This is a genomic window from Methylophilus sp. Q8 (assembly GCF_000800115.1).
GTDB lineage: Bacteria > Pseudomonadota > Gammaproteobacteria > Burkholderiales > Methylophilaceae > Methylophilus.
Genome location: NZ_JUHE01000001.1, coordinates 2,458,522 through 2,482,976 on the forward strand (window position 1 = coordinate 2,458,522; position 24,455 = coordinate 2,482,976).

General features: G+C 45.3%; 18 protein-coding genes. 15 read left to right on the forward strand and 3 right to left on the reverse strand.

The window, feature by feature from the left end:
* Positions 1-13 precede the first annotated feature (13 nt).
* The 10 genes from GQ52_RS11655 to GQ52_RS11700 all read left to right on the forward strand — a co-directional run bounded on the left by GQ52_RS11655 (position 14) and on the right by GQ52_RS11700 (position 14,047).
* A complete protein-coding gene (locus tag GQ52_RS11655) occupies positions 14-1,450 on the forward strand; it encodes a lipopolysaccharide biosynthesis protein (RefSeq protein WP_047517922.1) in 1,437 nt (478 codons plus the stop codon).
* Between the two features lie 37 nt (positions 1,451-1,487).
* Positions 1,488-2,657, forward strand: coding sequence for a glycosyltransferase family 4 protein (locus GQ52_RS11660; protein WP_047517924.1), 1,170 nt, complete (start codon positions 1,488-1,490; stop codon positions 2,655-2,657).
* 8 nt (positions 2,658-2,665) lie between these two features.
* Entirely contained in the window at positions 2,666-4,090 is a 1,425-nt protein-coding gene (locus GQ52_RS11665; RefSeq protein ID WP_047517927.1) for an O-antigen ligase, read from the forward strand.
* 60 nt (positions 4,091-4,150) lie between these two features.
* Positions 4,151-5,293: a Gfo/Idh/MocA family protein gene (locus GQ52_RS11670; protein WP_047517929.1), complete on the forward strand. Its 1,143-nt coding sequence runs from the start codon at positions 4,151-4,153 to the stop codon at positions 5,291-5,293.
* 35 nt (positions 5,294-5,328) lie between these two features.
* On the forward strand, positions 5,329-6,537 hold the full coding sequence (locus GQ52_RS11675; protein ID WP_047517932.1) for a glycosyltransferase family 4 protein: 1,209 nt from the start codon (positions 5,329-5,331) through the stop codon (positions 6,535-6,537).
* A 19-nt stretch (positions 6,538-6,556) separates the two neighbouring features.
* Positions 6,557-7,972 carry a hypothetical protein gene (locus tag GQ52_RS11680; RefSeq protein ID WP_047517935.1) on the forward strand — a complete coding sequence of 472 codons (1,416 nt, stop codon included), beginning with the start codon at positions 6,557-6,559 and terminating at the stop codon, positions 7,970-7,972.
* A 23-nt stretch (positions 7,973-7,995) separates the two neighbouring features.
* The gene (locus GQ52_RS11685; protein WP_047517938.1) at positions 7,996-9,183 is read left to right on the forward strand and encodes a glycosyltransferase family 2 protein; all 1,188 of its coding nucleotides are present in this window, start codon (positions 7,996-7,998) and stop codon (positions 9,181-9,183) included.
* Between the two features lie 26 nt (positions 9,184-9,209).
* Entirely contained in the window at positions 9,210-10,334 is a 1,125-nt protein-coding gene (locus tag GQ52_RS11690; RefSeq protein WP_047517940.1) for an acyltransferase, read from the forward strand.
* Positions 10,335-10,567: 233 nt separating this feature from the next.
* A complete protein-coding gene (locus GQ52_RS11695; RefSeq protein WP_047517942.1) occupies positions 10,568-11,980 on the forward strand; it encodes a hypothetical protein in 1,413 nt (470 codons plus the stop codon).
* Positions 11,981-12,568: 588 nt separating this feature from the next.
* Entirely contained in the window at positions 12,569-14,047 is a 1,479-nt protein-coding gene (locus GQ52_RS11700) for an Atrophin-1 multi-domain protein (RefSeq protein WP_235273263.1), read from the forward strand.
* Positions 14,048-14,442: 395 nt separating this feature from the next.
* Here GQ52_RS11700 and GQ52_RS11705 read toward each other — a convergent pair whose 3' ends face one another.
* From GQ52_RS11705 to GQ52_RS11715, 3 genes are read right to left on the reverse strand one after another with little or no spacing between them, the layout of a single operon-like run.
* Complete coding sequence (locus tag GQ52_RS11705) at positions 14,443-15,435, reverse strand: acyltransferase (protein ID WP_047517944.1); 993 nt, start codon at positions 15,433-15,435, stop codon at positions 14,443-14,445.
* Complete coding sequence (locus GQ52_RS11710; protein WP_047517946.1) at positions 15,422-16,393, reverse strand: NAD(P)-dependent oxidoreductase; 972 nt, start codon at positions 16,391-16,393, stop codon at positions 15,422-15,424. The genes GQ52_RS11705 and GQ52_RS11710 overlap by 14 nt, the downstream gene beginning before the upstream one ends.
* A 13-nt stretch (positions 16,394-16,406) precedes the next feature.
* Positions 16,407-18,086 carry an FAD-dependent oxidoreductase gene (locus GQ52_RS11715; protein ID WP_047517948.1) on the reverse strand — a complete coding sequence of 560 codons (1,680 nt, stop codon included), beginning with the start codon at positions 18,084-18,086 and terminating at the stop codon, positions 16,407-16,409.
* 249 nt (positions 18,087-18,335) lie between these two features.
* Here GQ52_RS11715 and GQ52_RS11720 point away from each other — a divergent pair, with 249 nt between their 5' ends.
* The 5 genes from GQ52_RS11720 to GQ52_RS11740 are packed head-to-tail and all read left to right on the forward strand — an operon-like array spanning position 18,336 to position 24,177.
* Complete coding sequence (locus tag GQ52_RS11720) at positions 18,336-19,097, forward strand: WecB/TagA/CpsF family glycosyltransferase (RefSeq protein ID WP_047517950.1); 762 nt, start codon at positions 18,336-18,338, stop codon at positions 19,095-19,097.
* Positions 19,098-19,140: 43 nt separating this feature from the next.
* Complete coding sequence (locus GQ52_RS11725) at positions 19,141-20,307, forward strand: nucleotide sugar dehydrogenase (protein ID WP_047517951.1); 1,167 nt, start codon at positions 19,141-19,143, stop codon at positions 20,305-20,307.
* 18 nt (positions 20,308-20,325) lie between these two features.
* Positions 20,326-21,300, forward strand: coding sequence for a UDP-glucose 4-epimerase GalE (gene galE, locus GQ52_RS11730; protein ID WP_081979354.1), 975 nt, complete (start codon positions 20,326-20,328; stop codon positions 21,298-21,300).
* 32 nt (positions 21,301-21,332) lie between these two features.
* On the forward strand, positions 21,333-22,745 hold the full coding sequence (locus tag GQ52_RS11735; RefSeq protein WP_047517952.1) for a mannose-1-phosphate guanylyltransferase/mannose-6-phosphate isomerase: 1,413 nt from the start codon (positions 21,333-21,335) through the stop codon (positions 22,743-22,745).
* On the forward strand, positions 22,732-24,177 hold the full coding sequence (locus GQ52_RS11740) for a phosphomannomutase (RefSeq protein WP_235273265.1): 1,446 nt from the start codon (positions 22,732-22,734) through the stop codon (positions 24,175-24,177). The genes GQ52_RS11735 and GQ52_RS11740 overlap by 14 nt, the downstream gene beginning before the upstream one ends.
* Positions 24,178-24,455 lie beyond the last annotated feature (278 nt).

Genomic DNA, 24,455 nt, shown 5'->3' on the forward strand with positions numbered 1-24,455 from the left:
GAATTGTGATTGCATGTCTGCGGCTTCAAACGTCAAATGGGTTGCTGTTTCACAAACAGCAAGAATAGTCTCACAGCTAGCGAACATTTTTGTCCTTGCACGGATACTGCCGCCAAGTGATTATGGCTTAATGGCCATGGCAACGGTCGTGACTAATTTTGCATTATTGCTTCGCGATCAGGGAACATCGGCGGCCATTATTCAAAAAGAAGGCCTGGCACACAACACCATCAATACTGTTTTTTGGTTCAATATATTGGTTGGTGTGTTGATTGCGATCATCATTATGGCTTGCTCGCCATTAATTGCGGGCTACTTTAAACATAGTGAGCTCATCAATATCTTACTGATGCTTGCAATTGTATTCCCGATATCAAGTTCATCAATATCGCATCAAGCACTACTGGAGCGTGAGTCTAAATTCAAGAAACTGGCTTTTATCGAACTCACTTCATCGATAATTGCCATGGTAGTCGCCGTTATTGCTGCGCTGAATGGTGCAGGGGTTTACAGCCTGGTGTTACAAGCCATATTAATGGCGTTATTGTCCTCCATACTTATCTGGATCACTTCAGACTGGCGCCCAAAAGGCAAACCAACAATCGGCGAGTTGAAAGCGATTCTGCCATTTACAGGGCACATGACAGCATTTCAGGTCATTACCTATTTTTTTAGAAACGCCGACAGCATGGTTGTTGGTCGATTGCTGGGCGCAGTTTCTCTAGGGGTATATTCAATGGCCTATAGAGTGATGCTATTGCCTGTGCAGAATATCACCTGGGCCGCTTCCAGGGCTTTATTCCCAGTCATGAGCCGTCAGCAGAATGCACCCGATGAAATGGGGAAATTATATTTGCAAACATTGGGCTTTATTGCTTTTCTGACCGCACCTTTAATGGCAGGCATATTTTCCGTCAGGGAAGTGTTCGTTGAGGTTGCGTTTGGGCAGCAATGGCTGCAAGTTTCAAGTGTTCTGGCATGGTTAACGCCCGTAGGCTTTATGCAATCAATCTCCAGCACAACGGGAACCGTATTTATGGCGCAAGGCAAAACAAAACTACTCATGTGGGTATCTTTGTTTAATGCTGTCTTGCATCTGCTTGCATTTTGGCTAGGCGCACAACACGGCGTCAGTGGTGTCGCGGAATGGTATTTTTATGCAAGTGTTATTTCCGGGCTCATTTCCTTGAGAATTGCTGGTAGCTTAGTTAACTGTAGTGCGATACAGATGCTTGATGCCTGTATTCGTCCTCTAGCTATTGCCGTCATCATGTCTGTGGCCCTAAGAGCGATTTATTGGCATTCACTTGGCATGTGGTGGAACAATGTGGCTGCGTTAGTGGTGTTGACAAGCTTGGGTATCACTATTTACTTCGCAGCATATTACCTGTTCCTGAGGGAAACCTTTAACAGTTACCTGTCGAAAATATTTAAAAACAAAACGGCTTGAGTACATCTATATTGACTACCGAAAGATATTAGGTTTCATGAATAAAATTTTGATGGTTTCAATGTTCTTCCCTCCAACATTTGGCGGTGCCTCCGTGCAATCTTTGAGGCTGGCTAAAGAGTTAATAAAACAGGGCTGCCAGGTTGAGTTTTTATCTGACAATGCAACGAAACCGACGATATATAATGACCAGTACGATGGCGTAGTCGTGACTCGTTTAAAAACCTATTCTGAAAATTTACATTCGAAAATCCGTGAGCTGATTTTCTCGATTAAGCTTATCAAGTTCTTATTATTTAGACCTGACCTCAAAATCGTCCACTTCCATGCTATCCGTGGATTGGAATTATTGACGTTCCCGATTATCAGGTTGATGGGGAAAAAAGTCATTCTCAAACTGACACTGGTCGGTGTTGATGACCCCATGGCGTTTAAAAGCCGAAAGTTACTGTCGCCATTTTTCATGTGGGGTTTAAGATCAGCAAATCACATGATTGCAATTTCAGAAGAGCTTCAGCAACGGTCTTACCAAGCAGGCTTTGATGATCAAGTAGTCAAAAAAATCTTTAATGGTTTTGACGAAGAAAACTTCTTTATTCCTGATCCTGAACTGAAGAAAAGCCTACGTGAAAAGTTAGCCATTCCAGCGACAGCTCCGGTTTTTCTCTCCGTTGGTAAAGTTGAACATCGCAAAGGATATGATTTGCTATTGCAGGCCTTTGCTGACATTCAGAAAAGCATGCCAGAAGCAAAGCTTGTCATAGTCGGGCCAGACAATGTGGAGTCTAATAGCTATTATGTGAGCTTGTCGGCATTTATTGCTAAGCAGCAGTTAAAAAACATTCATTTTGTTGGTAGGCAATACAATGTGCATGAGTTTACAAAGGCGGCTGACTATTTCCTTTTCTGCTCAAGACAAGAAGGTTTCGGTACAGTCATGATTGAGGCAATGGCTTGTGGCTTGCCAACTGCGGCCATGAATATTCAGGGTGTGACTGAAGATATCATCACAGATCACAGGATTGGTACTATTAACTATTCGCACAATCCAGCAGAGTTTGCGCAGCAGACACTCAACTTGATACAGACGGCTAAACAAGCCGATATCCAAGCCGCAGTAAAAGCGCTAAGTGATAAGTTTTCAATTTCTAATATAGCCAAGAGCTATATTCATTTGTATCGTCAACTCAGTGACCATCAACAATAGGCAAAAAAGTGGCTAAATTAACCGTAAATAAACCAAAAGCACTGCTGGTCTTTTTGGCTATTTTTGCCAGCCTATTTTTTGGCTTGGCTTCGCTAACCTTTGTGCAGTTAATCAACACGAATTATGTGTTTTTATTAGCACCGCCAGTTGTACTTGTGATTGGCTTGTTGTTTTTCTTCGACCGCTATGCTTTTTTCCTATTAGTCATCGTGACCCGGGCGTCGTTAGACTCGGCATTTAATGCAATTAAATTGGGAAGTTTTGGCTTAGGCGCCGTTTTAAATGCATTAGTAATTTTGATCGCGTTGCTGACTTTATTTGAGAAACCAGTCAAATTAAATGTTGACCTGAATAGCCTTAAAAAATCCTGGTTATTTTTCTTGGTTTTGGCATTCGTATCCACTTTTTACGCGCCTTCATTTGTTCCCAGCTTAAAAGTGTTCTTAATCTATGTGTCCTATGCATCAATGTTTGCACTAGGTTTGCATGTGGTCAAAAAGCCAGAAGACTTTGACAAGTGGATTAAAGCGATAGCCTTATCATCACTGATTCCGATGCTTTACTGCATATACTCCATTGCACTTGGTACTGGTGGCTTGAAGCTTTATCGCTATGAAGGTTTGCGACTACAAGGCACCTTCCCGCATGCCAATCCATTTTCAACTTATTTAGTTCTGATTATTTCAGTCTGCTTTTACTTATTCAAAGCTAAAACCATTAGCATTTCCTCAAGTGTTAAAAGACTGTTGCCCATCTATATACTGATTCTAATTGGTATGCTACTCATGACAAAAACAAGGTCTGCCTGGGGCGTAACCTACTTGTTTTTCCTGATGTATGCATTGCTACAAGAGCGCAAATTTCTGGTGGTTGTGGTGGCTGCACCGTTTTTTGCACTTCTCATTCCTGAGGTGCAAGACAGGATTGCTGACTTGACGACAGGTAATGACTTCGGGTCGACAGGCTATGAAAGATTAAACTCTTTTGCCTGGCGGGTGAAAATCTGGGGCGATAGTATCGCCTGGATGAATAATAGCCATTACATTTTCGGATACGGTGTTTCTAGCTTTCAGCAATTTTCTCAAAAATTTGCGATGGCTAACGCATTCCAAACACAAGACTTTGATATTAATGCCCACAATATTTACGTTCAGACGTTCTTTGAACTTGGGATAGTGGGGTTATTCATTCTGCTGGCATTATTCACGAACTTCTATCGGATGCTGTTTAAGATATACAACAGAGATAAGCTATTAATTTTTACAGTGACGGCTGTTTTCACTCAAATTCTGCTGCAGTCATTTATGGATAACTTGCTGGACTATCTGATTGTCGAGTGGTACATGTGGTTTCTGATCGGTATTTCAATCAGTAAAGTATCTTTGTCGAATTCTACGCCAGCGCAAACCACTACGCTAAAACCAATCGCATAGTTCTCTATGTATCGGCCTGGTTGCTGACGATATCTAATTTAGTTTATTAAAGAGCTTTTTATGTACACTGTTTCAATTATAGGCACTGGTTATGTCGCCGACTTTTATATGCGCTCACTGCAAACATTCAGCGATATTAAGGTCTTAAAGGTATATGATATCAATCCTGAACGTTTAAAGGTTTTTTGCGACTATTGGCAAGTCACACCAGCAAGCTCATTAGCTGAAGTATTAGGTCAAGAATCTGCTGAAAAACCCTCCTTAGTACTTAATCTCACGAACCCGCATGCACATTACGAGGTGAGTAAGGCATGCCTTGAGGCTGGTTTGCATGTATATAGTGAAAAGCCATTAAGTATCAGAATGGATCACGCATTCGAGCTACATGCGCTGGCCAAAGAAAAGAATTTGATACTGTCTTCTGCACCGTGTAGCTATCTCAGTGAAGTTGCACAGACGATATGGTTAGCGTTACGCAATCAGATGATCGGTCAGCCATTATTGGTGTATGCCGAACTGGATGACGACTATGTCACACAAGCCCCATATCAAAAGTGGATGAGTGAGTCAGGCGCGCCATGGCCATATGAGGATGAATTTAAAGTTGGCTGTACTTTAGAGCATGCCGGGTATTATTTGTCATGGCTGATGATGATGTTTGGCAGCGTTGAAAAAGTCGTTGCAGCTTCTGCAGAACTCATAAAAAACAAAATCCCAGGTGTAAGTAAAACTGCGCCGGACTATTCGACGGCGACCCTGTTTTTCAAATCAGGCATTGTGGCCAGAATCACCTGTGGTATTGTTGCGCCGCACAATCATGGCTTGCGCATTATTGGCGACGATGGCGTCATCGAGGTAAATGAGTCCTGGAATAACGCAGCAACAGTTAAAGTCAGAAAACGCTTTGTGTTAAGACGCCGCCTGGTCAATAGTCCTTTTGCCAAAAAAGTGAAACTAAAAGGCCCCACACACCCGATGGCACCAAGAAAAGGTGCCACCGCGATGAACTTTGCACTTGGCCCATATGAAATTCTGCAATCCATTAAGGATGGGCGCAACTCAAGAAGCACTGCTGATTTTTCATTACATTTAAATGAAGTGACCTTGGCCATTCAAAATGCCATGGATAACACTGGCGTACAGATCATGAAAACTGAATGTCCAGAACTGTTACCCATGCCATGGGCAGGCGCTCTTAAATAAGTAGTTTCACCCGCAATACACCCTCGAAAGACTTTATGCGTATCGCTTACTTTACTAGTATCTATCCCAGAGCTACTGACACGTTTATTCAGCGTGAAGTCAGTGGCTTAAGGCAACGGGGCCATGAAGTCGTAACCATTGCAGTCAATCGCCCACAGGCAGCACATTTGGTTAGCGATGAAATCAAGCAGATATTTGAAACGACTACCTATTTATTGCCATTTAACCCGCTGAAATTACTGTGCTTGAACATTAAATCAGTCGTGCAAAATCCCAAACTGTTTTTTCGCACATTCAGGATTGCTTTAAAGTCTGCCAGGCCGGGAGTAAAAGGGTTTATTTATCAACTTTTTTACTTTCAGGAAGCACTCATTCTTGCTGAGTTGCTCAAGTCACAATCGATTGACCATGTACACAATCACTTCGGGGATAGTAGCGGCACCATTACCATGCTTGCCAGCCTGCTGGCAGGCGTAGATTACAGCATTACCATTCATGGCCCCCACATCTTTTTTGAACCAATGGTCTGGGCACTTGACTTAAAACTTAAATACGCAAAATTTATCGCATGTATCAGCCACTACTGCAAAAGTCAGTTGATGTTGTTTTCAAATGCTGAGGATTGGCATAAGTTAAAGATCGTGCATTGTGGCATCGACTTTAATTTATTCAATTATGACCCTACGCCGTCGAGAGAATTAACTGATACACCAGCCAAGATGATTTATGTTGGACGTTTATCTTCTGAAAAAGGAGTGCAGATTTTATTGAGGAGCCTTTCAGCGCTACATGCAAAAGGATTCGACTTCAAGATGACTTTTCTGGGAGACGGCCCTGAGCGCCATAACCTGGAAATGCTTACAAAAGAAAATGGATTAAGTGAAAAGGTCATTTTTGCCGGATTTGCAAGTCAGGAAACCGTCAAGCAAACACTCAGTGATAGTGATATTTTCATTCTGCCGAGCTTTGCTGAAGGCGTACCGGTTTCCTTTATGGAAGCCATGGCGACAGGGGTTCCAGTGATAGGAACCAATGTCGGCGGGGTCACAGAACTGATTGAACATGGCGTCAGTGGTATCGTGGTTCCACCTGCAGATGTTGATGGCCTTGAAACTGCCATTTCAATGTATTTGGAAAGCCACGAATTACGTAGCAAGGTAAAATCAACCGCCTATGCTCATGTTGTAAAGCACTTTAATTTACAGCATGAAATAGACAAGTTGGCTGCACATTTTATTGAATAGTTGCTAGACGGAGTGCCCAATGAAACCAACCATCATTAGCTCAACATTGATACGTTTATCATGCGTGTGCTTTATTTTGGGCTCTGCAATAGTACAGGCACAGAGTGTAAGTAAATTTGAGTCGTTTGAGGTTCCATTTTCAGCGCAATCACTTTGGAATAGTAAGCCGGTAAACCCTGTCTTTGATGACTTTGTGATTCCGACATCCAGCTACTTTCCAGCCATGCAAGAAGGTAAGTATTCCACGCATTGCTTTCTGGCCACAGCCAAAGATGCGCCTATGCAGGTCAAGCCGCCCGTCGGCAAAAAGGGCATTTACGATGCTGATGCAGAAAGCACCAGTGAAGAAATCACCATTCCGCATTGGCCAGCGGATTTAGTGCCGGCAGAAGGCGGGGATGGTCATGCCGATATTTTTGATACGACCACAGGGATTATCTATTCATTTTGGCAATTGAAAAAAGTGGATGATGTTTGGCGTACGACACATATTGGCTGGATGCCGTTAAATGGAACGGGGTGGGGAGACCCAGCGCATTACCATCAAGGGTCGAGGGCATCTGGTGTTCCATCCTGCGCCGGGATTATCCGCAAGCATGAATTAAACGATGGTAATGATATGTACCATCATGCTTTAGCTATTTCACTGACTAACAACGCATTGTCACCTTCACCCGCCTATATGTTTCCAGCGACAATTGCAGATGCAGGTGCGAAAAGAAATACCGGGAAAGTCCCTGAAGGCGCATTAATGATGTTGCCACCAGATTTCGATACATCCACCATCACTAATGCCGAGTTGAGAAAGGTAGCAAATACCTTGAAGGTTTATGGTGCCTATGTAGTGGATATGAATTACGGTACCCCATTTTTGGTATATGTTGAAATCGGTTCTGGATTGAGAATTCATAAAAATGGCTGGGATAATAAGGCCGGTCAGGAGTTACATGTCATCAGAGAGGGCCTACGCATGGTGAAAAGCGCCAGTAGCTGGATCGATGGCAATGGGCAAACATTTACGCCGAACAAAAACCTGAACCTGCTCTCAATGAGAGGGCCATGGGTGCCGTCAAATGGAAAGCCATTGGCTAAGTTTGTCCCAACCCAGCAAGCTGTTGTATTCCAGAATACGGACTCGCCAGTGATACAGACCAATTATTCAGATCGCACGATGCCAGCCGTTGATTGGGCTAAACCGCAAAAGGGACAGCGTTATACCTTAAAGGCCGTGACCAGTGGGGGGGCAAAATTGCGCTTCAAACTGATTGATAAGGACACTAAAAAACAGGCTTATGATAGTCAGGACCTTCAAAATAACGAGACGGTTACGTTTGATTGGCCTGTCGATAACTTTTACCCTATCGTTGTCGTGACGAGTGGGGTTGGTGATACTTCATCAGCGCGCGGTATATTGCTGCGAGCGACAGATAAATAATTTAGATTTAATAGGATTTCGCTATGATTTATGATGCATGCATCGCACTCTTTTACTTTGTATTATTGCTATTGGCGATTCCGGTTTTAACCTTTTCCTTTCAAATCCTCGTTGCCATCATCCCCGGGTACCGTAAAACTTCAATAGCCCCAAGCCAGGAACGAATTGCGATCCTGATCCCGGCACATAATGAGTCGGCAGGTATCGAGCATACCTTGCAATCAATTAAACAACAGGCAACTGCCAACACAAGGATTGTGGTTGTGGCTGATAACTGCACTGATAACACTGCTGAAGTTGCAAGAAAAGCCGGGGTAGAGGCCATTGAGCGATTCGATCAGGAAAAAAGAGGTAAGGGTTATGCACTCGATTTCGGTCTGCAGTTCCTGAAACAATCTCCACCAGAAATGGTGATGGTATTTGATGCAGACTGTCAGATTGATACCGGGACGATAGACGCGCTGGCAAATGCGGTAACTTCCAGACAAAGTGCCATTCAGGCACTTTATTTGATTCAGTCCAAGCCTGGTGGCGATATCAAGTCCAAAATTGCCGAATTTGCCTATGTCGTGAAAAGCTGGACCAGGCCACTGGGCTTTCATCGCCTGGGCTTACCCATGCAGCTGATGGGATCCGGCATGGCATTTCCGTGGCAGCAAATTGAGAATGCTAACCTGGTGCATGGCAGTATCGTTGAGGATATGAAGCTGGGCATCGATTTAACCATCGCCTATCGGGCGCCTGGCTTTTGCCCTGAAGCCTATGTCACTAGCTTGTTCCCTGAACATGATGCGGGCACTGAATCCCAAAGAAAGCGCTGGGAGCATGGTCATATCAGCATGATTGTCAAAGAGGGCGTGCCACTCCTGCTTAAAGGTATCAGGTCTTTCAACTTCTCAATCATTGCTATGGCGCTGGATTTGATCGTTCCACCATTGGCATTACTCTTTTTGCTCTCCGCATTATTTGCCTTGGTTTCTGCCGTCGCATGGTTTATGACTGGTGATGCGCAACCATGGTCATTGGGAGTAGGGGTGTTTGTACTATTCACAGGCTTTGTTTTAATTGCCTGGTTCAAGCATGGTAGAAATATTTTGCCTTTAATGTCCCTATTCGCATATGCGCCCGTCTATGCGCTGAGTAAAATCAAGCTGTATCTGAACTTCTTCAAAAACCGTCAGGTCGAGTGGGTCAAATCCAGAAAAGACTAAAATAATTAGAGAAAAAGAATATTAGTATGGCCTCATCGCAAGCTAGGAAGTTTAAAGTTGAAGAGTTGGAGAGTGTGCGCGGAATCGCCGCTCTGCTGGTGGTTTTATACCACCTTCCCAATTGGAATCCATTTATTCACCACTTGCCCATCATTCATGGTGCCGGTTTTATGGTCGATCTGTTCTTCGTACTCTCCGGCTTCGTTATTTTCACGGCTTACCAGAACAAGCTGAAAAACTGGAGCGATGTCGCCAGATTCCAGTTTTTGAGATTCGGGCGCTTATATCCCGTGCATTTATTGATGCTGGTTATCTATCTAATGATTGAGACCCTGAAATACGTATTGCAAACTAAATTTGGTATTGCCAGTTTGAGTAAACCACCTTTTGAGGAAAACAATTTTTATGCGTTTTTGCGAGAGTTCTTTTTAGTCAAAGCCTTCTGGCCCAACGAAACGGCGATGACGTTTAATAGCCCCGCCTGGTCGATTAGTGCTGAGTTTTATACCTACCTGATTTTTGCGGTCATTACGCTATATCTGAATAAAATAAAAACCTTTGTTTTTCCTCTGATTAGTTTAATTTGTATTTCTGCTCTTTTCTTGTATCAGCCGGAACACTACAACTTTATGTTACGTTGTTTGGCCGGTTTTTTCACCGGCTGCACAGTGGCATATTTCATACTGAAGCATGGCCACGCAGATGGCGCTTTACTGCCTGTATTTACCATACCGCTATCTATCGTCCTAATATTGAGCGTCACTATATTAGCGAGTGGGTTCTATGGGTACGGTCTTATTATTTACCCAGCCAGCGCTTTATTAATTGCAGGAATTTTACTAACGCCAGACAATATATTTAAGCGTTATCTTTCAAAGACCTGGCTCATCTGGCTGGGTACTGTTTCCTATTCGCTTTATATGTCTCATGGCGCAGTGTTGTGGTTCTACAACCAAGTCATTCGCGTTGCCTTTCATCACCCTGAAGTCGTTATACGTGGCATTTCAACCCCGCAATTCACTACTGGGGAATCCATACTGCTTAGCATCATTTACCTTATGATTTGTTTCACGCTGGCACAACTCATGTACTCGTACATTGAAAAGCCATTCCGTGAGAAATCACGTCGCTTTTTAAATATCAAAAACTAAAGTCTCGTCGCTTTTAGCCTGCCATTTCAAGTGGAAATACTCTTTTCTAGAGTTTTCCACGACCAAAACCATTAACTATTCATAACTAAATCATCAAAATTGTAATCTTTTTTTGGTTTTTTTCACTGTTTTCCGCCTTAAAGTGTTAACTTTAGTTTGTTTATGTCTTGCATTGTTTTTAATTATTGATGTAAATTGTATTTGTATTAATTAATTATTAGCAAGGGACCGGAATGTTGAAATTAAACCATGTATATAAAAGTGCATTTGCCATCAGTTTAGCGTTCTCAAGCATCAGCGCTTTGGCTGTAGAGTTTGAGAGTTATCTGCAACCTTTCACCGCAGACTCATTGTGGAATAGTGTTCCGGTGTCACCCACATTCTCAAACTACATCATTCCTGACTCTCTATACAATCCAACAGCAAATACGCCAGCTTTTTCTGCTTCATGCTTTTATGCCGATGCCGCTGACGCAGCCATGACAATTAAGGTGGGTCCAGGCTATGGTGGAATTCACGACCGGGATGCGGAAAAGCTTGTTTCAGAGCTCACCATTCCACATTGGCCTGCAAATGTAATGCCTGCAACAGGTGCAGATGGTCACGCAGACATTCTGGACGTGCCAAATAAAGTGATTCATTCTTTTTATAAATTGAAAAATGTTAATGGTGAGTGGACTTCTCTACTTTATGCATGGTCGCCATTAAATGGCACGGGTTGGGGTGACCCGGCACATTATTACCAAGGAGGCCGCGCAACAGGCGTAGCAGCTTGTGCTGGCATGATCAGGATTCATGAAGCCGATGACGGAGATACTATGTTCAGGCATGCATTAGCGGTTTCGTTGACCGATAATGCACTATCAACATCATACGTATTTCCAGCGACTTCTACAGATGTGAATGTCTCTAACTATACCGGACAAATTCCAGAAGGAGCCTTATTGATGCTGCCTTCAAATTTTGATATTTCCAAGATTAAAACTCCCTTAGTCAAGAAAATAGCGAACACACTAAAAACGTATGGTGCGTATGTCATTGATCGAAACTATGGTACGCCATATGTTGTTTATTCAGAGATCGGCGCTGCGACTCGCGTAACAGGCAGTGGTTGGTATGAGCTGACCTTGATTCAGAAAGCGTTGCGTATGGTGACTTCAGTACAAGGGTGGGTAGATGGTAATGGCAACAGCTTTCAAGCCAATCAGAACCTGAATGTACTTTCGTTTAGAGGCCCTTGGGCGAGAGGCTATAACTACCAGGCAGATAGCGATGTTTGCAGCAACAACTGCGGCCAGCTTGGCAAATTCGACTCCATGCAACAAGCCGTTGTCTTTGATACAACCGATGAAGAGATTACCCAATCCAATCCTTCTGGTCGTTCAGTGACATATGTCTCTTGGGCTAAACCCAAGAAAGGTTATAAATATCAGCTGACTGCAGCTACCACTGGCGGTGGAAAACTCAGGTTTGTGATTCGTGATCCGGAAAAAAATGACTATGTCAGTTATGACTCAACGGCGCTGATTGACGGTCAGAGTGTCACTTTTATCTGGCCTTTGGACAACTACGATACGACAGCCATAGCCATTAGCGGAGTGGGAGAGCCCTCTACCGTATCGGGCTCTCTGGTGCGTATTGAGTAGCTAACAAGGCAATCACCTAAGCTTTACTTTTAGTCCCCAACTCATTTAAGAACTTTCTGACAGGCACTTCTATAAAATGATAGCTAAAAGCGGCAATGATGAAGGCTGCGGCTACCAGGAAGACTCTAGGGGGCCCTTGATGGATCATCTTGTAACAGGGTTGTTGCCATAGTTAGAGCGAAAATGAAATTAGCCCGATTCTGGTTAACAATGGATGGCATAAAAATCTCATCAGCAATTGAATAGCCAGACTCAATTAGCTGTTATTCGGCGTTTGCCTTAAACCTCATCTCAACCTGTTCATCCCCCGCCACCGCGTGCTCCTTCACTTTTGAATGGTATATTTTTTGCTTAGCAATCTTGCTGATTGATATTAAAGCAAGATTATCAAGCAATTTAAACCATGGTGTTCATCAAACTTCCCAACTTGGTCACTTTGCAAAAAACATTGCGTGAATGTTGTGACAAGTTCTGACAGGTTTTATGGCCCCGATTGACTGGTATTCTGATCTAACTTAGGCAAAGCAACGAGTTTGATTCATGCAACTTGCTGATCATTTAAATCATAACCTTACCCTTTAGGAGTAAATGATGAAAGCATTCACACAAGTGCCTTTTATTACCCAGACTTGCCTAGCCTCATTACTGCTATTTACTGCCATCAATGCTGTCAGTGCTATAGACCCTAATGTTCCGAGCGCTCAAATACGTACAGATACTGCTAGCGATCAAGTGCGCATGGGGCAATACTACACAAAGCCTTTTGCGACGAATTCGTTTTGGAATAGTCGACCAATCTCGCCAAGTTTTTCAGATTTTGTGATACCTCTTGCCAAATTCAACCCCTTAATTGACTCTGGTATATACTCTTCCGGCTGTTTTTTTGCCGATGATTCAAGCGGTCCCATGGTTGTAAAACCTATCCCTGGGTCAAAGGGTGTGTATGACGCGGATGCAGAAACCTCTCTGCCTCAGGTGGAGATCTCTCATTGGCCTGCTGACTTAGTACCAGCAGCCGGAGGCGACGGTCATGCCGATATTTATGATGTTTCAACCGGGATAATCCATTCATTTTGGAGACTAAAAAACATCAATGGCGTATGGACAGCTAATTTGTATGCCTGGTCTCCGATCAATGGTTCTGGTTGGGGCGACCCGTCGCATTATTATCATGGGGCAAGAGCCGTTGGGATTGGTGCTTGTGCTGGGATTATCCGCAAACATGAATACACCAGCAGTGACCCAATTTACCCACACGCGTTAGCGATGTCACTGGATACAACCGGCGCTGCGCCTGGCTATGTTTACCCAGCCACGTCGGCTGATCACTACAGCGCAACCAATACCGGCAAAATTCCAGAAGGCGCATTAGTTATGCTGCCGCCGAGTTTTAATGTCTCTCAACTAAAAACGCCAGAGTTAATCAAGATTGCGAATACATTGAGGGTGTATGGTGCCTATGTCGTTGATGGTAACTATGGGACCCCTTTTGTGATCTATGCAGAAACGGGTTCTGGGCTCAACTTGCATAAAAATGGCTACAACTTAAAAGCCGCTAATGAATTACACTTAATTCGCCAGTCTTTGCGTATGGTGACTTCAGTCAAGTCTTGGATTGATGCCTCAGGCAGGGCGTTTATTCCAGAAAAGAATTTGAATATCTTATCCATGCGTGGACCTTGGGGCGTCAAGCGTGGAACCGTATGGGATAAAGCTGACCCCTTAGTTGGAAAATTTAACACCTGGAAGCAGGCTGTCGTTTTTGGTCCGACAACATCGCGTATCTCGCAGTCCAATCCATCCGGTCGTTCTATCAGTCAAATTTCATGGGCCAAGCCTATCGCCGGTGAGAAATTTAAACTTACCGCGATTACAACGGGTGGCGGTCAATTGAGACTGATTATGTACGATCAACAATGGAAAACCAGGGTTGATACTTACGATCTAGCCAATGGACAATCTGCGTCTTTTGTGTGGCCTGCTGGCGAGCTTTACTTCAGCTTGTATGCGACCAGCGGCATTGGTCCCAGCTCTAGCGTAAGTGGCACATTATTGCGCGTTAAGTAGTTCAAACTTCGTATAGAAATACCTAATTATTTTACTCTACGCGTCGGTGGTTATATGCTCTTCAATTGCGTTGCCAGAGCATGGCCGCCGGGTGTGACTCTTGCAAAATCATTAACTATCAAGGTCGGCCCAGGATATGCTGGGATTCATGATCGGGATGCTGAGAAGATGGTTTTAGAACGGACTACTCCCCATTGGCCAACGAATATGATGCCTGCAACGGGTTCTGAGGATCACGCCGATACGATTCAAAGTCACTGATTGACGGGCAGAGTGTCACTTTTACCTGGTCATTTAATAACAACGATACGACCACCATCGCAATTAGCGGGGTGGGAGAGCCCTCTACCGTATCGGGCTCTCTGGTGTTATTGAGTAGCTAACAAGGCAATCACCTAAGCTTTACTTTTAGTCCCCAACTCATTTAAGAACTTTCTGACAGGCACTTCTATAAAATGATAGCTAAAAGCGGCAATGATAAAGGCCGCAGCTAACAGGAAGACTCTAGGGTGTCCTTGATGAATCATTTTGTAACAGGGTTGTTGCCATAAGTAGAGCGAGAATGAGATCAGTCCAATTCTGGTTAACAATGGATGGCATAAAAATTTCATCAAATAGTCTGGTAATTCTTTGATCGTGCAAATGGCGATAGCGACACAAATAGTTCCCAGACTATATTTGATCGGATCCGGAATAGGATTAAGGTTTAATGCGATTGCCAGCGCAAGCAGTGCGATAGAGGTGAGCGGATGCACCTTTTTGTCTGACTGGTTAAAAAGCAGAAAGCTGATCACACCAATAAAAATCGAAGCACTCCTGGTATCTGATCGCCAATAGACATTGTAATAATCCAGGTGCTGTCCAAAAGTGAGCAAGGCGCCATTCGCCAGAAAAATCAAACAAAGTGCAATGAGCGGTTTCGTTGGATCGAATTGATATTTCCTCGATAAAAAGGCAATCAATGCCAGCAATATATAAGTGTGCTCTTCAATGCACAGCGACCAGATATGATCCAGTACCGGCGTATGGCTGACATATATACTGTAGTAGTTATAGGTGAATGTCAGTGTCGCCAACACACTTTGGTAACCGACATGCAAATCGGTTTCTGTTCGGCCAAAGATGACCCACATGGCAATAATGAATACAAACAGTGCTGGCCATACGCGTGAGATTCGTCTTTTAAAAAAACTGGGCAAGGGCGTATGTTTTATAAATAAAATCTCGGCCATCAGACGCCCGCTTAATACAAAAAACATCTCCACACCAAACCTGCCAGCATTGAAGCCGTGGATATTAAGAAAGTGGCCGATAAGCACAGCCAGGATGGAGAGCCCCCGCCAGCCATCGAGGTAGGCGTAGCGTGTCAGGTGATTAACGTTGCTCATTTTTCAACCATTCAACAGAACTTAAAAAACTTTGCTCATAAGTCATGAATGAAAGGTTGGCAGAGATTTTTTGTGCATCCAGAAAAATATGTTGCTTGAACAGCCGAACTAAAGAGGGGGGGAGTGGCTCTGGTAGCTGGTTGGCCAGATGACCTTGTTTCGCTTTAGCGAGCAGTTTTTGAGAGATTTTGACTGCAGGACTAAATGCTTTGGAATCTAGCTTGAGTTGTAGCGGGTGGATGCGCTTGACCGGGGTGGCATCAATCGCCTGTGCTAAATCAATAAAGTATTGGTTCCATCTTGGACTGTCTGGTGCAGCCAGGTTGTAATGTTGGATATCACCAGCATGCAATGGCAGTTCCAGGCCAAAATGAATGGCCTTCACTACGTCATCGACATGCACCAGATTACTCCAGCCATCACCCGCACTGCCCAAGTCGCCTAGGCGATAGCTTTTAAGCAGGTTGGCAATACGCTCTACCCATTGCACGCTGCCTGGTCCATGGATGCAGCCCGGGCGAAAAACAACGACTTTGCCACCCGCCTGCGCATAGGCTTGCATGTGGCTTTCAGCCTCGCATTTGGCAGCGGCATACCAGTTGTAACCTGGGTCAAAGGGGGATGTTTCTGTAATCACACCTTCACTGGCACCATACACTGACATGGTGCTTAAATGCACAATCGTCGGTTTGCCTGCCGCCAAGGCGGCTTGTGTGAGAATTTGCGCACCTGCGCCAATCGAGTCTTTGCTACCTGCAACGCAATTCACCACAGCGTCTACATTGTGCAATTGTTTGGTCAGGTCTGCCAGATTCATGCTGTCAACAATGACATGATTGGCGATATTGCTGCGCATTCTGCCTCTGGAGGCGGCAATCGATGAAATGTTTGAATTCTGCAAGTGCGCGTGCAGGCGACTGCCCACGTGCCCGGTAGCGCCAAGGATTAAGACTTTCATGCGTGCTTCCTAACTAGATGATTGAATGCGATGATTTTCCAGCGTGTAAAGTGTCTGCAATATGGTCTGCCAGGCGCAAGCTCATGGCGACAATGGTCAGGGTAGGGTTGGCCTGACTGCTGGTTGGAAAGACAGATGCGCTGGATATATATAAGTTATCAACATTGTGGAGTTTGCCATTGGCATCCACAACAGAGTTTTCCGGGTTCGTGCCCATTCTGGTGGTACCTATATGGTGTCCACCATAGGCACCAAACCTGGTGAGGTCTTCTTCGAGTTGATCGTCATTAAATTCAAAAGTTGCAAGGCCACTTTGATTAATCTCTTGTACAAACAGCTTGAGTGAACGCCGTACTGACTCAATGTCTTCTGGCAAGTATCGCCAATCGACCTTAACCTTGCGCATGCCTAGTGCGTCAGTGTCATCTATTAACGTGATTCGACTATCAGGGTTCGGGTATTGTTCACTATGGATTTCAAAGGTGAACTGGTTGCTTTTATTGCTTAAAATGACAGAGGGAAACTTGCGTTTTGCCAAGGTTCTCTTGGTAATCCAATGATACAAAAACTTAATTGTATCAATAGGATCAAGAATAATGTTGGCAAAATGCTTTAAATATATGCCGAGGCTGGATTGACCATCTTTCAAGCGTTTTCCATACTCATAGCTGATAAAGTTTTTAGCCAGAAATAAGCCAGACAGCACACCAATTTTATGTGAAGGGTCAACGATTTTTGGGAAGTGCAGCCTTGCCACCATGTTACCAGCACGAATTTTCTTCTGTGTCTCAGCGGTCAGCGCAAAACGGCGGCGGCAGTAAATACCCTCAGGGGATACCTCATAACCATGGCGCGCATTGCTAGTTGCGCCCAACACGGTCAATTTACCCAGGTTGCCAGCAATATGACACTGATAATAGCGCCCGACTAAATCATGCTCGTTACCAATCCCGTTGGGGCAGACATCATTAGAGGCCAGCAGCAGCCTGGTTGTTTCAATCCCGCCGGTGGCCAGAACGACTTTTTTGGCGACAATAGAGGCCTTTACGCCTTCGAGACTCGCGATGTCCAACTGATTCACGTGAGCGCCGGTTGGATTGAGTCGAATACCGGTGCAATTGGCGCCCAGCAACACCTCAACATCTGCTGCCAGCACTAATCGTTGTTTATAACGATCGCCGACATTGGTCGGACATGAAAATCGCTCTAAATTGTTGGTTTTGAGGATGTCACTTTTAAAGCCTTTAATCGCTGCTTGCTGCTCAGTATCAAAGACCTTGTCTGCATCATATTCGTAAACCCCGGCTTCAAGCAGCTTATTGGCTTGTTGATAATATGGGACAAGGTCCTGGTAGCTGATCGGCCAGCCACTCTGTGATACATAATCACGCGGCTCAAAGTCAATCGGGTCGAAGGGCATGCAACGGCCACCCCAGATGGTGGTTGATCCGCCAAATCGACGCTGACGATATTTGTCTGGCGGGCTATGCAGCTTTTCATCTGCCACCTCACCGGCATATAAATGCTGGGTTTTATCGTCTGTAAACTCAAACCCGGACTCTAACAATAATATTTTCAATCCTCGGCCAGACAGTGACAGCGCCAGTGATACGCCCGCAGCACCGGCACCGACGATACAGACATCTGCTTCAATTGTTGAGCCGGAGGACAGGTTATTTAAATTGCTAATCATATTTTTGTTAAATCACTTAAAAAAATTCACAAATAAGCGTTATTATTGAAGCTGTAGATGAGGTGTAAGCAGTGGTGTTGCTTCCGGAATAGGTCAAACGTCTTATATCGCATAATCCTGATGGGTTATACCATATCACACAGGTTGTTTTTTTATTCACGTACGACTGAAAAAATAATCATAATTTTTTACGTAAACCTACGTAATTGTTCACAAACATAATTAACCTTGTTGGGTCTCAGGCTGTTTATGTCAAATACCATAGAAATGTTTGGAATCACCATTCACAAGTTCTCAATGAATGGCGCAATTGATGTGTTACAGGAGTGGCTGCAATTTGGTGGCAATGACTGTAAATATGTGGTCACCCCGAACGTTGACCACGTTGTACAACTTGAAAAAAATCCCGCTTTTAAACAAGCTTATGACCATGCCGCCATGGTGGTGGCAGACGGTAAGCCGGTCGTACTGGCTTCAAAAATTCTGGGTAAACCATTGCCTGAAACAGTCCCTGGCAGTGACCTGGTGCCGAATATTTTTGAGCGGTTTCAGCAAAAAAATCTGCCGCTGAAAATATACCTGCTGGGTGCCATGCCTGGAGTAGGTGAGATTGCTGCAGCCAATATCAAGTCACAATGGCCAGTGGTCGAAGTGGTCGGCATCCTGAGCCCTGATTTTGGTTTTGAAAAAGACAGCGCGTACTGTGATCGCATTTGCCAATCTGTGGCGGATGCCAAAGCAGATTTGCTGGTCATCGGTTTGGGCGCGCCCAAGCAAGAGATATGGGTTGATAAATATGCACATAAGCTGCCTGTCAAAGTGGCGCTATGTGTCGGTGCTACCATTGACTTTCTGGCCGGCAACAAACCCAGAGCCCCGATGTGGATGCGCAAATTTGGCCTGGAGTGGCTACATAGAATGTGCTCTGAGCCCAAGCGCCTGGTAAAAAGATATTTAGTCGATGCCATTATTTTCCCCAAGCTGTTTATACGTGAGTGGTTGAAAAAATAATTGTTGTCGCGCAAAGATTTAGTTTAGAAATGAAGGAGCCGCTGTGAAGATTGCAATTGCTGGTACTGGTTATGTAGGATTGTCATTGGCCGTATTATTGGCTCAAAAAAATGAGGTGGTTGCACTGGATATCGTGCCGGAAAAAGTGGCACTGCTGAATCAAAAAAAATCACCGATTGTTGACCGTGAAATTGAAGATTTCTTAGCTAATAAATTATTGAATTTTAAAGCGACCACCGATAAAAACGAAGCCTATAACAATGCCGAGTTTGTGGTCATCGCCACGCCGACGGATTACGATGCTGAAACTAATTACTTCAATACAAAATCTGTTGAGGCGGTGATTAAAGATGTGATGGCCATCAACCCTGATGCAGTGATGGTAATCAAATCGACGATTCCTGTTGGCTATACAGAAAAAATTCGCGCCGAGCTCAATTGTAATAACCTGATTTTCTCACCGGAATTTTTGCGTGAAGGTAAAGCCCTTTACGATAACCTGTATCCCTCACGCATTGTGGTGGGCGAAGTTTCCGAGCGCGCACAAAAATTTGCCAACCTGCTCAAAGACAACTGCCTGAAACCGGATGCGGCCATTTTGCTGACCAACAGCTCTGAGGCTGAAGCCATCAAGCTGTTTGCCAATACCTTTCTTGCCATGCGCGTGGCTTACTTTAACGAGCTGGATACCTACGCCGAGACGCATGGCCTGAATACCCGCCAGATTATTGAAGGTGTGTGTATGGATCCACGCATTGGTAATCACTACAACAACCCATCCTTTGGCTATGGTGGCTACTGCTTGCCTAAAGATACCAAGCAGTTGCTGGCGAACTACTCACAAGTGCCACAAAACCTGATTAACGCTATTGTGGATGCGAATACCACGCGTAAAGATTTCGTCGCCGATAGCATTATCAAGAAGAAACCCAAAGTAGTGGGGATTTACCGTTTGATCATGAAAGCTGGTTCAGATAACTTCAGGGCCTCTTCGATCCAGGGGATTATGAAGCGGATCAAAGGTAAGGGTATCGAGGTGGTCGTATATGAGCCCGTGCTGGAAGAAAGCGAGTTCTTTCACTCTAAAGTGATTAAAGACCTCAACCAGTTCAAACAAATATCGGATGTTATTATTGCCAACAGGCAAGCCCAAGAGTTGGCTGATGTGGTAGACAAAGTGTATACCCGCGACTTGTTTGGCAGTGATTAATCATTTCTGGAATACGCTATGCGAGTGTTAGTAGTAGGTGGGGCAGGTTATATTGGCTCACATATGGTCAAAATGTTGCTGGGCGCCGGCCACGAGGTGATCACACTGGATAATTTGTCCAGTGGTCACCGCGATGCAGTGCTAGGTGGCACCTTTGTTGAAGGTGATTTGGCAGACCCAGCATGCCTGGCCCAAGTATTTAAGCAGCATCAGCCAGAGGCGGTCATGCATTTTGCCTCTTATATCCAGGTGGGTGAGTCTGTGCGCAAGCCAGACATCTACTACCGCAACAATGTGACCAATACGCTGAACCTGCTAGATGCCATGTTGCAATTTGAAGTGAAGAAATTCATTTTCTCATCGACCGCAGCAGTATTTGGCGAGCCAGACTACGTGCCTATTGATGAAGCGCATCCTAATCGCCCATTGAATCCTTATGGGCGGTCAAAGTGGATGATAGAACAAGTGCTGGCCGACTATGACAAAGCATTTGATCTGCGCTCGGTCTGTTTGCGTTACTTTAATGCGGCCGGGGCCGACCCTGAGGGGCAATTGGGGGAGCGTCATGATCCGGAAACCCACTTGATCCCTTTAATTCTGCAGGCAGCCTCTGGTCGACGCGACAATATCCAGGTATTTGGCCGTGATTACGACACCCCCGATGGTACCTGCATTCGCGACTATATCCATATTGTGGATTTATGCGCTGCCCACTTGGCCGCATTGGAATACTTAAATAAAGACGGCAGCAGTGATCGCTTCAACCTGGGGAATGGCTCAGGATTTTCAGTACAGGAAGTGATTGACGCCGTACAAAAGGTATCAGGCAAACAGGTCACAGTGATTAACGGCCCAAGACGTGAAGGGGATCCAGCCAGACTGGTGGCTGATGCCAAGCGTGCCAGAAGCATATTGGCGTGGCAACCGACCTATACTGCGCTGGACACCATCGTCTCACATGCATGGCAGTGGGAACTCAAGCAGTTAAATTAACGCATTCAAAATTAGGTATAAGGTTGATAAAGATGAAAATTGTTCCAGTGATTCTTTCTGGTGGTTCTGGTACGCGATTGTGGCCATTATCGCGCGCAGTGTTGCCTAAGCAGTTATTGCCATTGGTCAGTGAAAACACCATGCTGCAAGAAACATTGTTACGTTTATCCAGCTGGGCCGAGATTGAATCACCCATTGTCGTTTGCGGTAATGATCATCGCTTTCTGGTGGCGGAACAATTGCGTCAGGTAGGCTTAACGCCAGAAGCGATTGTGCTGGAACCGATTGCACGAAATACGGCGCCAGCCATCGCTGCCGCCAGTTTATTGTTAAAAGAAAAAAATGTCTTGATGCTGGTGCTGCCTGCAGACCATGTCATCACCGATGTCGCCGCTTTTGAAGCCGCAGTACGCCGAGCCAGCGTCGCAGCAGAGCAGGGCAAGCTGGTGACTTTTGGCATTGCGCCCACACACCCTGAAACAGGCTATGGCTACATTCAGTCTGGCAATGCATTAAATACTGCTGATGATTGCTATGAAGTGGCCCGATTTGTTGAAAAGCCAGATGCGGCAACAGCGCAGCAATATCTGGATGCCGGTAGCTTTAACTGGAATAGCGGTATGTTTTTGTTTAAACCTGCAGTTTTCCTGGGTGAGTTACAGCAATATGCGCCGGCAATGTTGAATGCGGTGACCAAAGCCGTTGAGCAGAGCTACAAAGACCTGGATTTTGTGCGCCTGCACGAAGCCTCATTTGCTGAATCACCCTCAGACTCAATTGACTATGCGGTGATGGAAAAAACCAAACTAGCAGCAGTGGTGCCTGCCAGCATGGGCTGGAATGATGTCGGCTCCTGGACCGCGCTAAAAGACGTTCTGCCGAATGACGAAGTAGGCAATGCCGCCCGTGGCGATGTCTTTCTTAAGAATGTCAAAAATACATTGATACGTGCCGAGCATAGATTTGTCGCCGCAGTCGGCGTAGAGGATTTGCTCATTGTAGAAACCGGCGATGCGGTGCTGGTAGCGCATCGAGACTGTGCACAGGATGTCAAAAACATTGTCGACCACCTCAAAGCCAGTGGCCGTACCGAGCACCAAGTACATCCACGTGTTTATCGCCCATGGGGCTGGTATGAGGGCATTGACGTTGGCGAGCGCTTCCAGGTGAAGCGCATTATGGTCAAACCTGGCGAAAAACTGTCGCTGCAAATGCATCATCACCGCGCCGAACATTGGGTGGTGGTGAGTGGCTCGGCGATGATTACCGTCGATGGTCAAACCAAGTTGTTTACCGAAAACGAGTCTACGTATATCCCGATTGGATCAACGCATCGCCTGGAAAATCCAGGTAAATTGCCTTTGCATTTGATTGAAGTGCAATCCGGCAGTTATCTGGGCGAGGATGATATTGTGCGTTACGAAGATACGTATGGCCGCAACTAATATGTCAGGTAGCAATGTTTTGCAAGCAGTGATGCAGCAAAGTGGTGTGGCTTTTGGCACCAGTGGCGCCCGTGGACTCGTGAGCGCCATGACAGACGAAGTATGCGCGGCTTATACACAAGCCTTTATCCAGACAGTCAGGCAGACCTTTGCCTTTAAACAAGTGGCCATTGCCATTGACCTGCGCCCTAGCAGCCCGCAGATTGCAGCCGCTTGTGCCTGCATGCTTGAACAGCTAGGCCTGGAGGTTATTTTTTGTGGGGCGATCCCCACACCGGCGCTAGCCTTGTTTGCACAAACGCAACATATACCTGGCATCATGGTCACAGGCAGTCATATTCCTTTCGACCGTAATGGCCTCAAGTTCTATCGTCCAGACGGTGAAATCAGCAAAGCCGATGAAAGCGCGATGCTGGCATCCGAGTTGCAGCCTTTTACTGGAACGTCATCTGCATTAGCTGCAGAAAACTCGACGGCCAAAAATGCCTATCTCCAACGCTATAAAGATTTGCTGGGTGAGGGCGCCTTAGCTGGCCAAAAGCTGGCAGTGTACCAACACTCAAGCGTTGGCCGCGACTTGGTGCCGCAATTGCTGCGCGAGTTAGGCGCAGAAGTCATTTGCCTGGCGCGCTCGGATACCTTTGTCCCCATTGATACCGAGGCAGTTTCTGTCGAAGATATGCAAAAGGGATTGGACTGGGCCAGGGAATATACCGTAGACGCGATTATTTCAACCGATGGCGATGGTGACCGGCCGTTGATGAGTGATGAACAAGGACAGTGGTTGCGCGGCGATATCGTTGGGCTACTGACGGCCAAAGCACTCAATATCACGCATTTGGCTGTTCCTGTCAGTTGCAATACCGCCATTGAGGCCAGTGGTGCATTTCAGCAAGTTACACGCACGCGTATTGGTTCGCCTTATGTGATCGCCGGGATGGAAACATTGCAAAAAAATGGCGCCAGCAGCGTGGCCGGCTTTGAGGCCAACGGCGGTTTTTTATTGGGAACAACCGTTCCCGCCTATCCAACATTAGCACCACTAGCAACCCGTGATGCGGTATTGCCTGTGGTGTGCTTACTGGCACAAGCAAAACGGCAAAATGAGCCACTCTCCGCTTTGGTGGCCGCATTACCGCAACGCTATACGGCCAGTGATCGCCTGCAAAATTTTGCCACCGAAAAAAGTAAGGCATTGCTTGAAAACTGGTCTGGTGCAGTAGATAAAATGCTAAAGGCCCTGCATCTGGATGAGGCTGCTTCTAGTGTTGATACAACAGATGGCCTGAGAGTGATGTGCCAATCCGGCAACATTATTCATTTACGCCCCTCAGGTAACGCGCCGGAGCTCAGGTGTTATGTCGAAACCGATGCTGCGCCCACTTCGCACGCATTGGTAAACACCGTCCTTAAACAGCTTAGCCAGTTATAAAATCGGCCATCAGCCGCTTCCAAGGTCAGAAATATCGACACGATTGTCATATTTCTGACAAATTGCTTTGCTACTTTCCCCAAGACGCGAGTAAAATAGATGCATTGAAATGGTGCATTACAAACATTTCGTTCTGAAAAGTGGTGCAATTCATGCATCCATCCTAGTTGGTTTATTGTTACAAGCGTAAAAATACTAATAAAATCAGCCTGTTAAACGATCTCACTTGCGCTGGTCTGTTTTTTGCTTTAAAGATAAACAACAAATAAATAAAAATG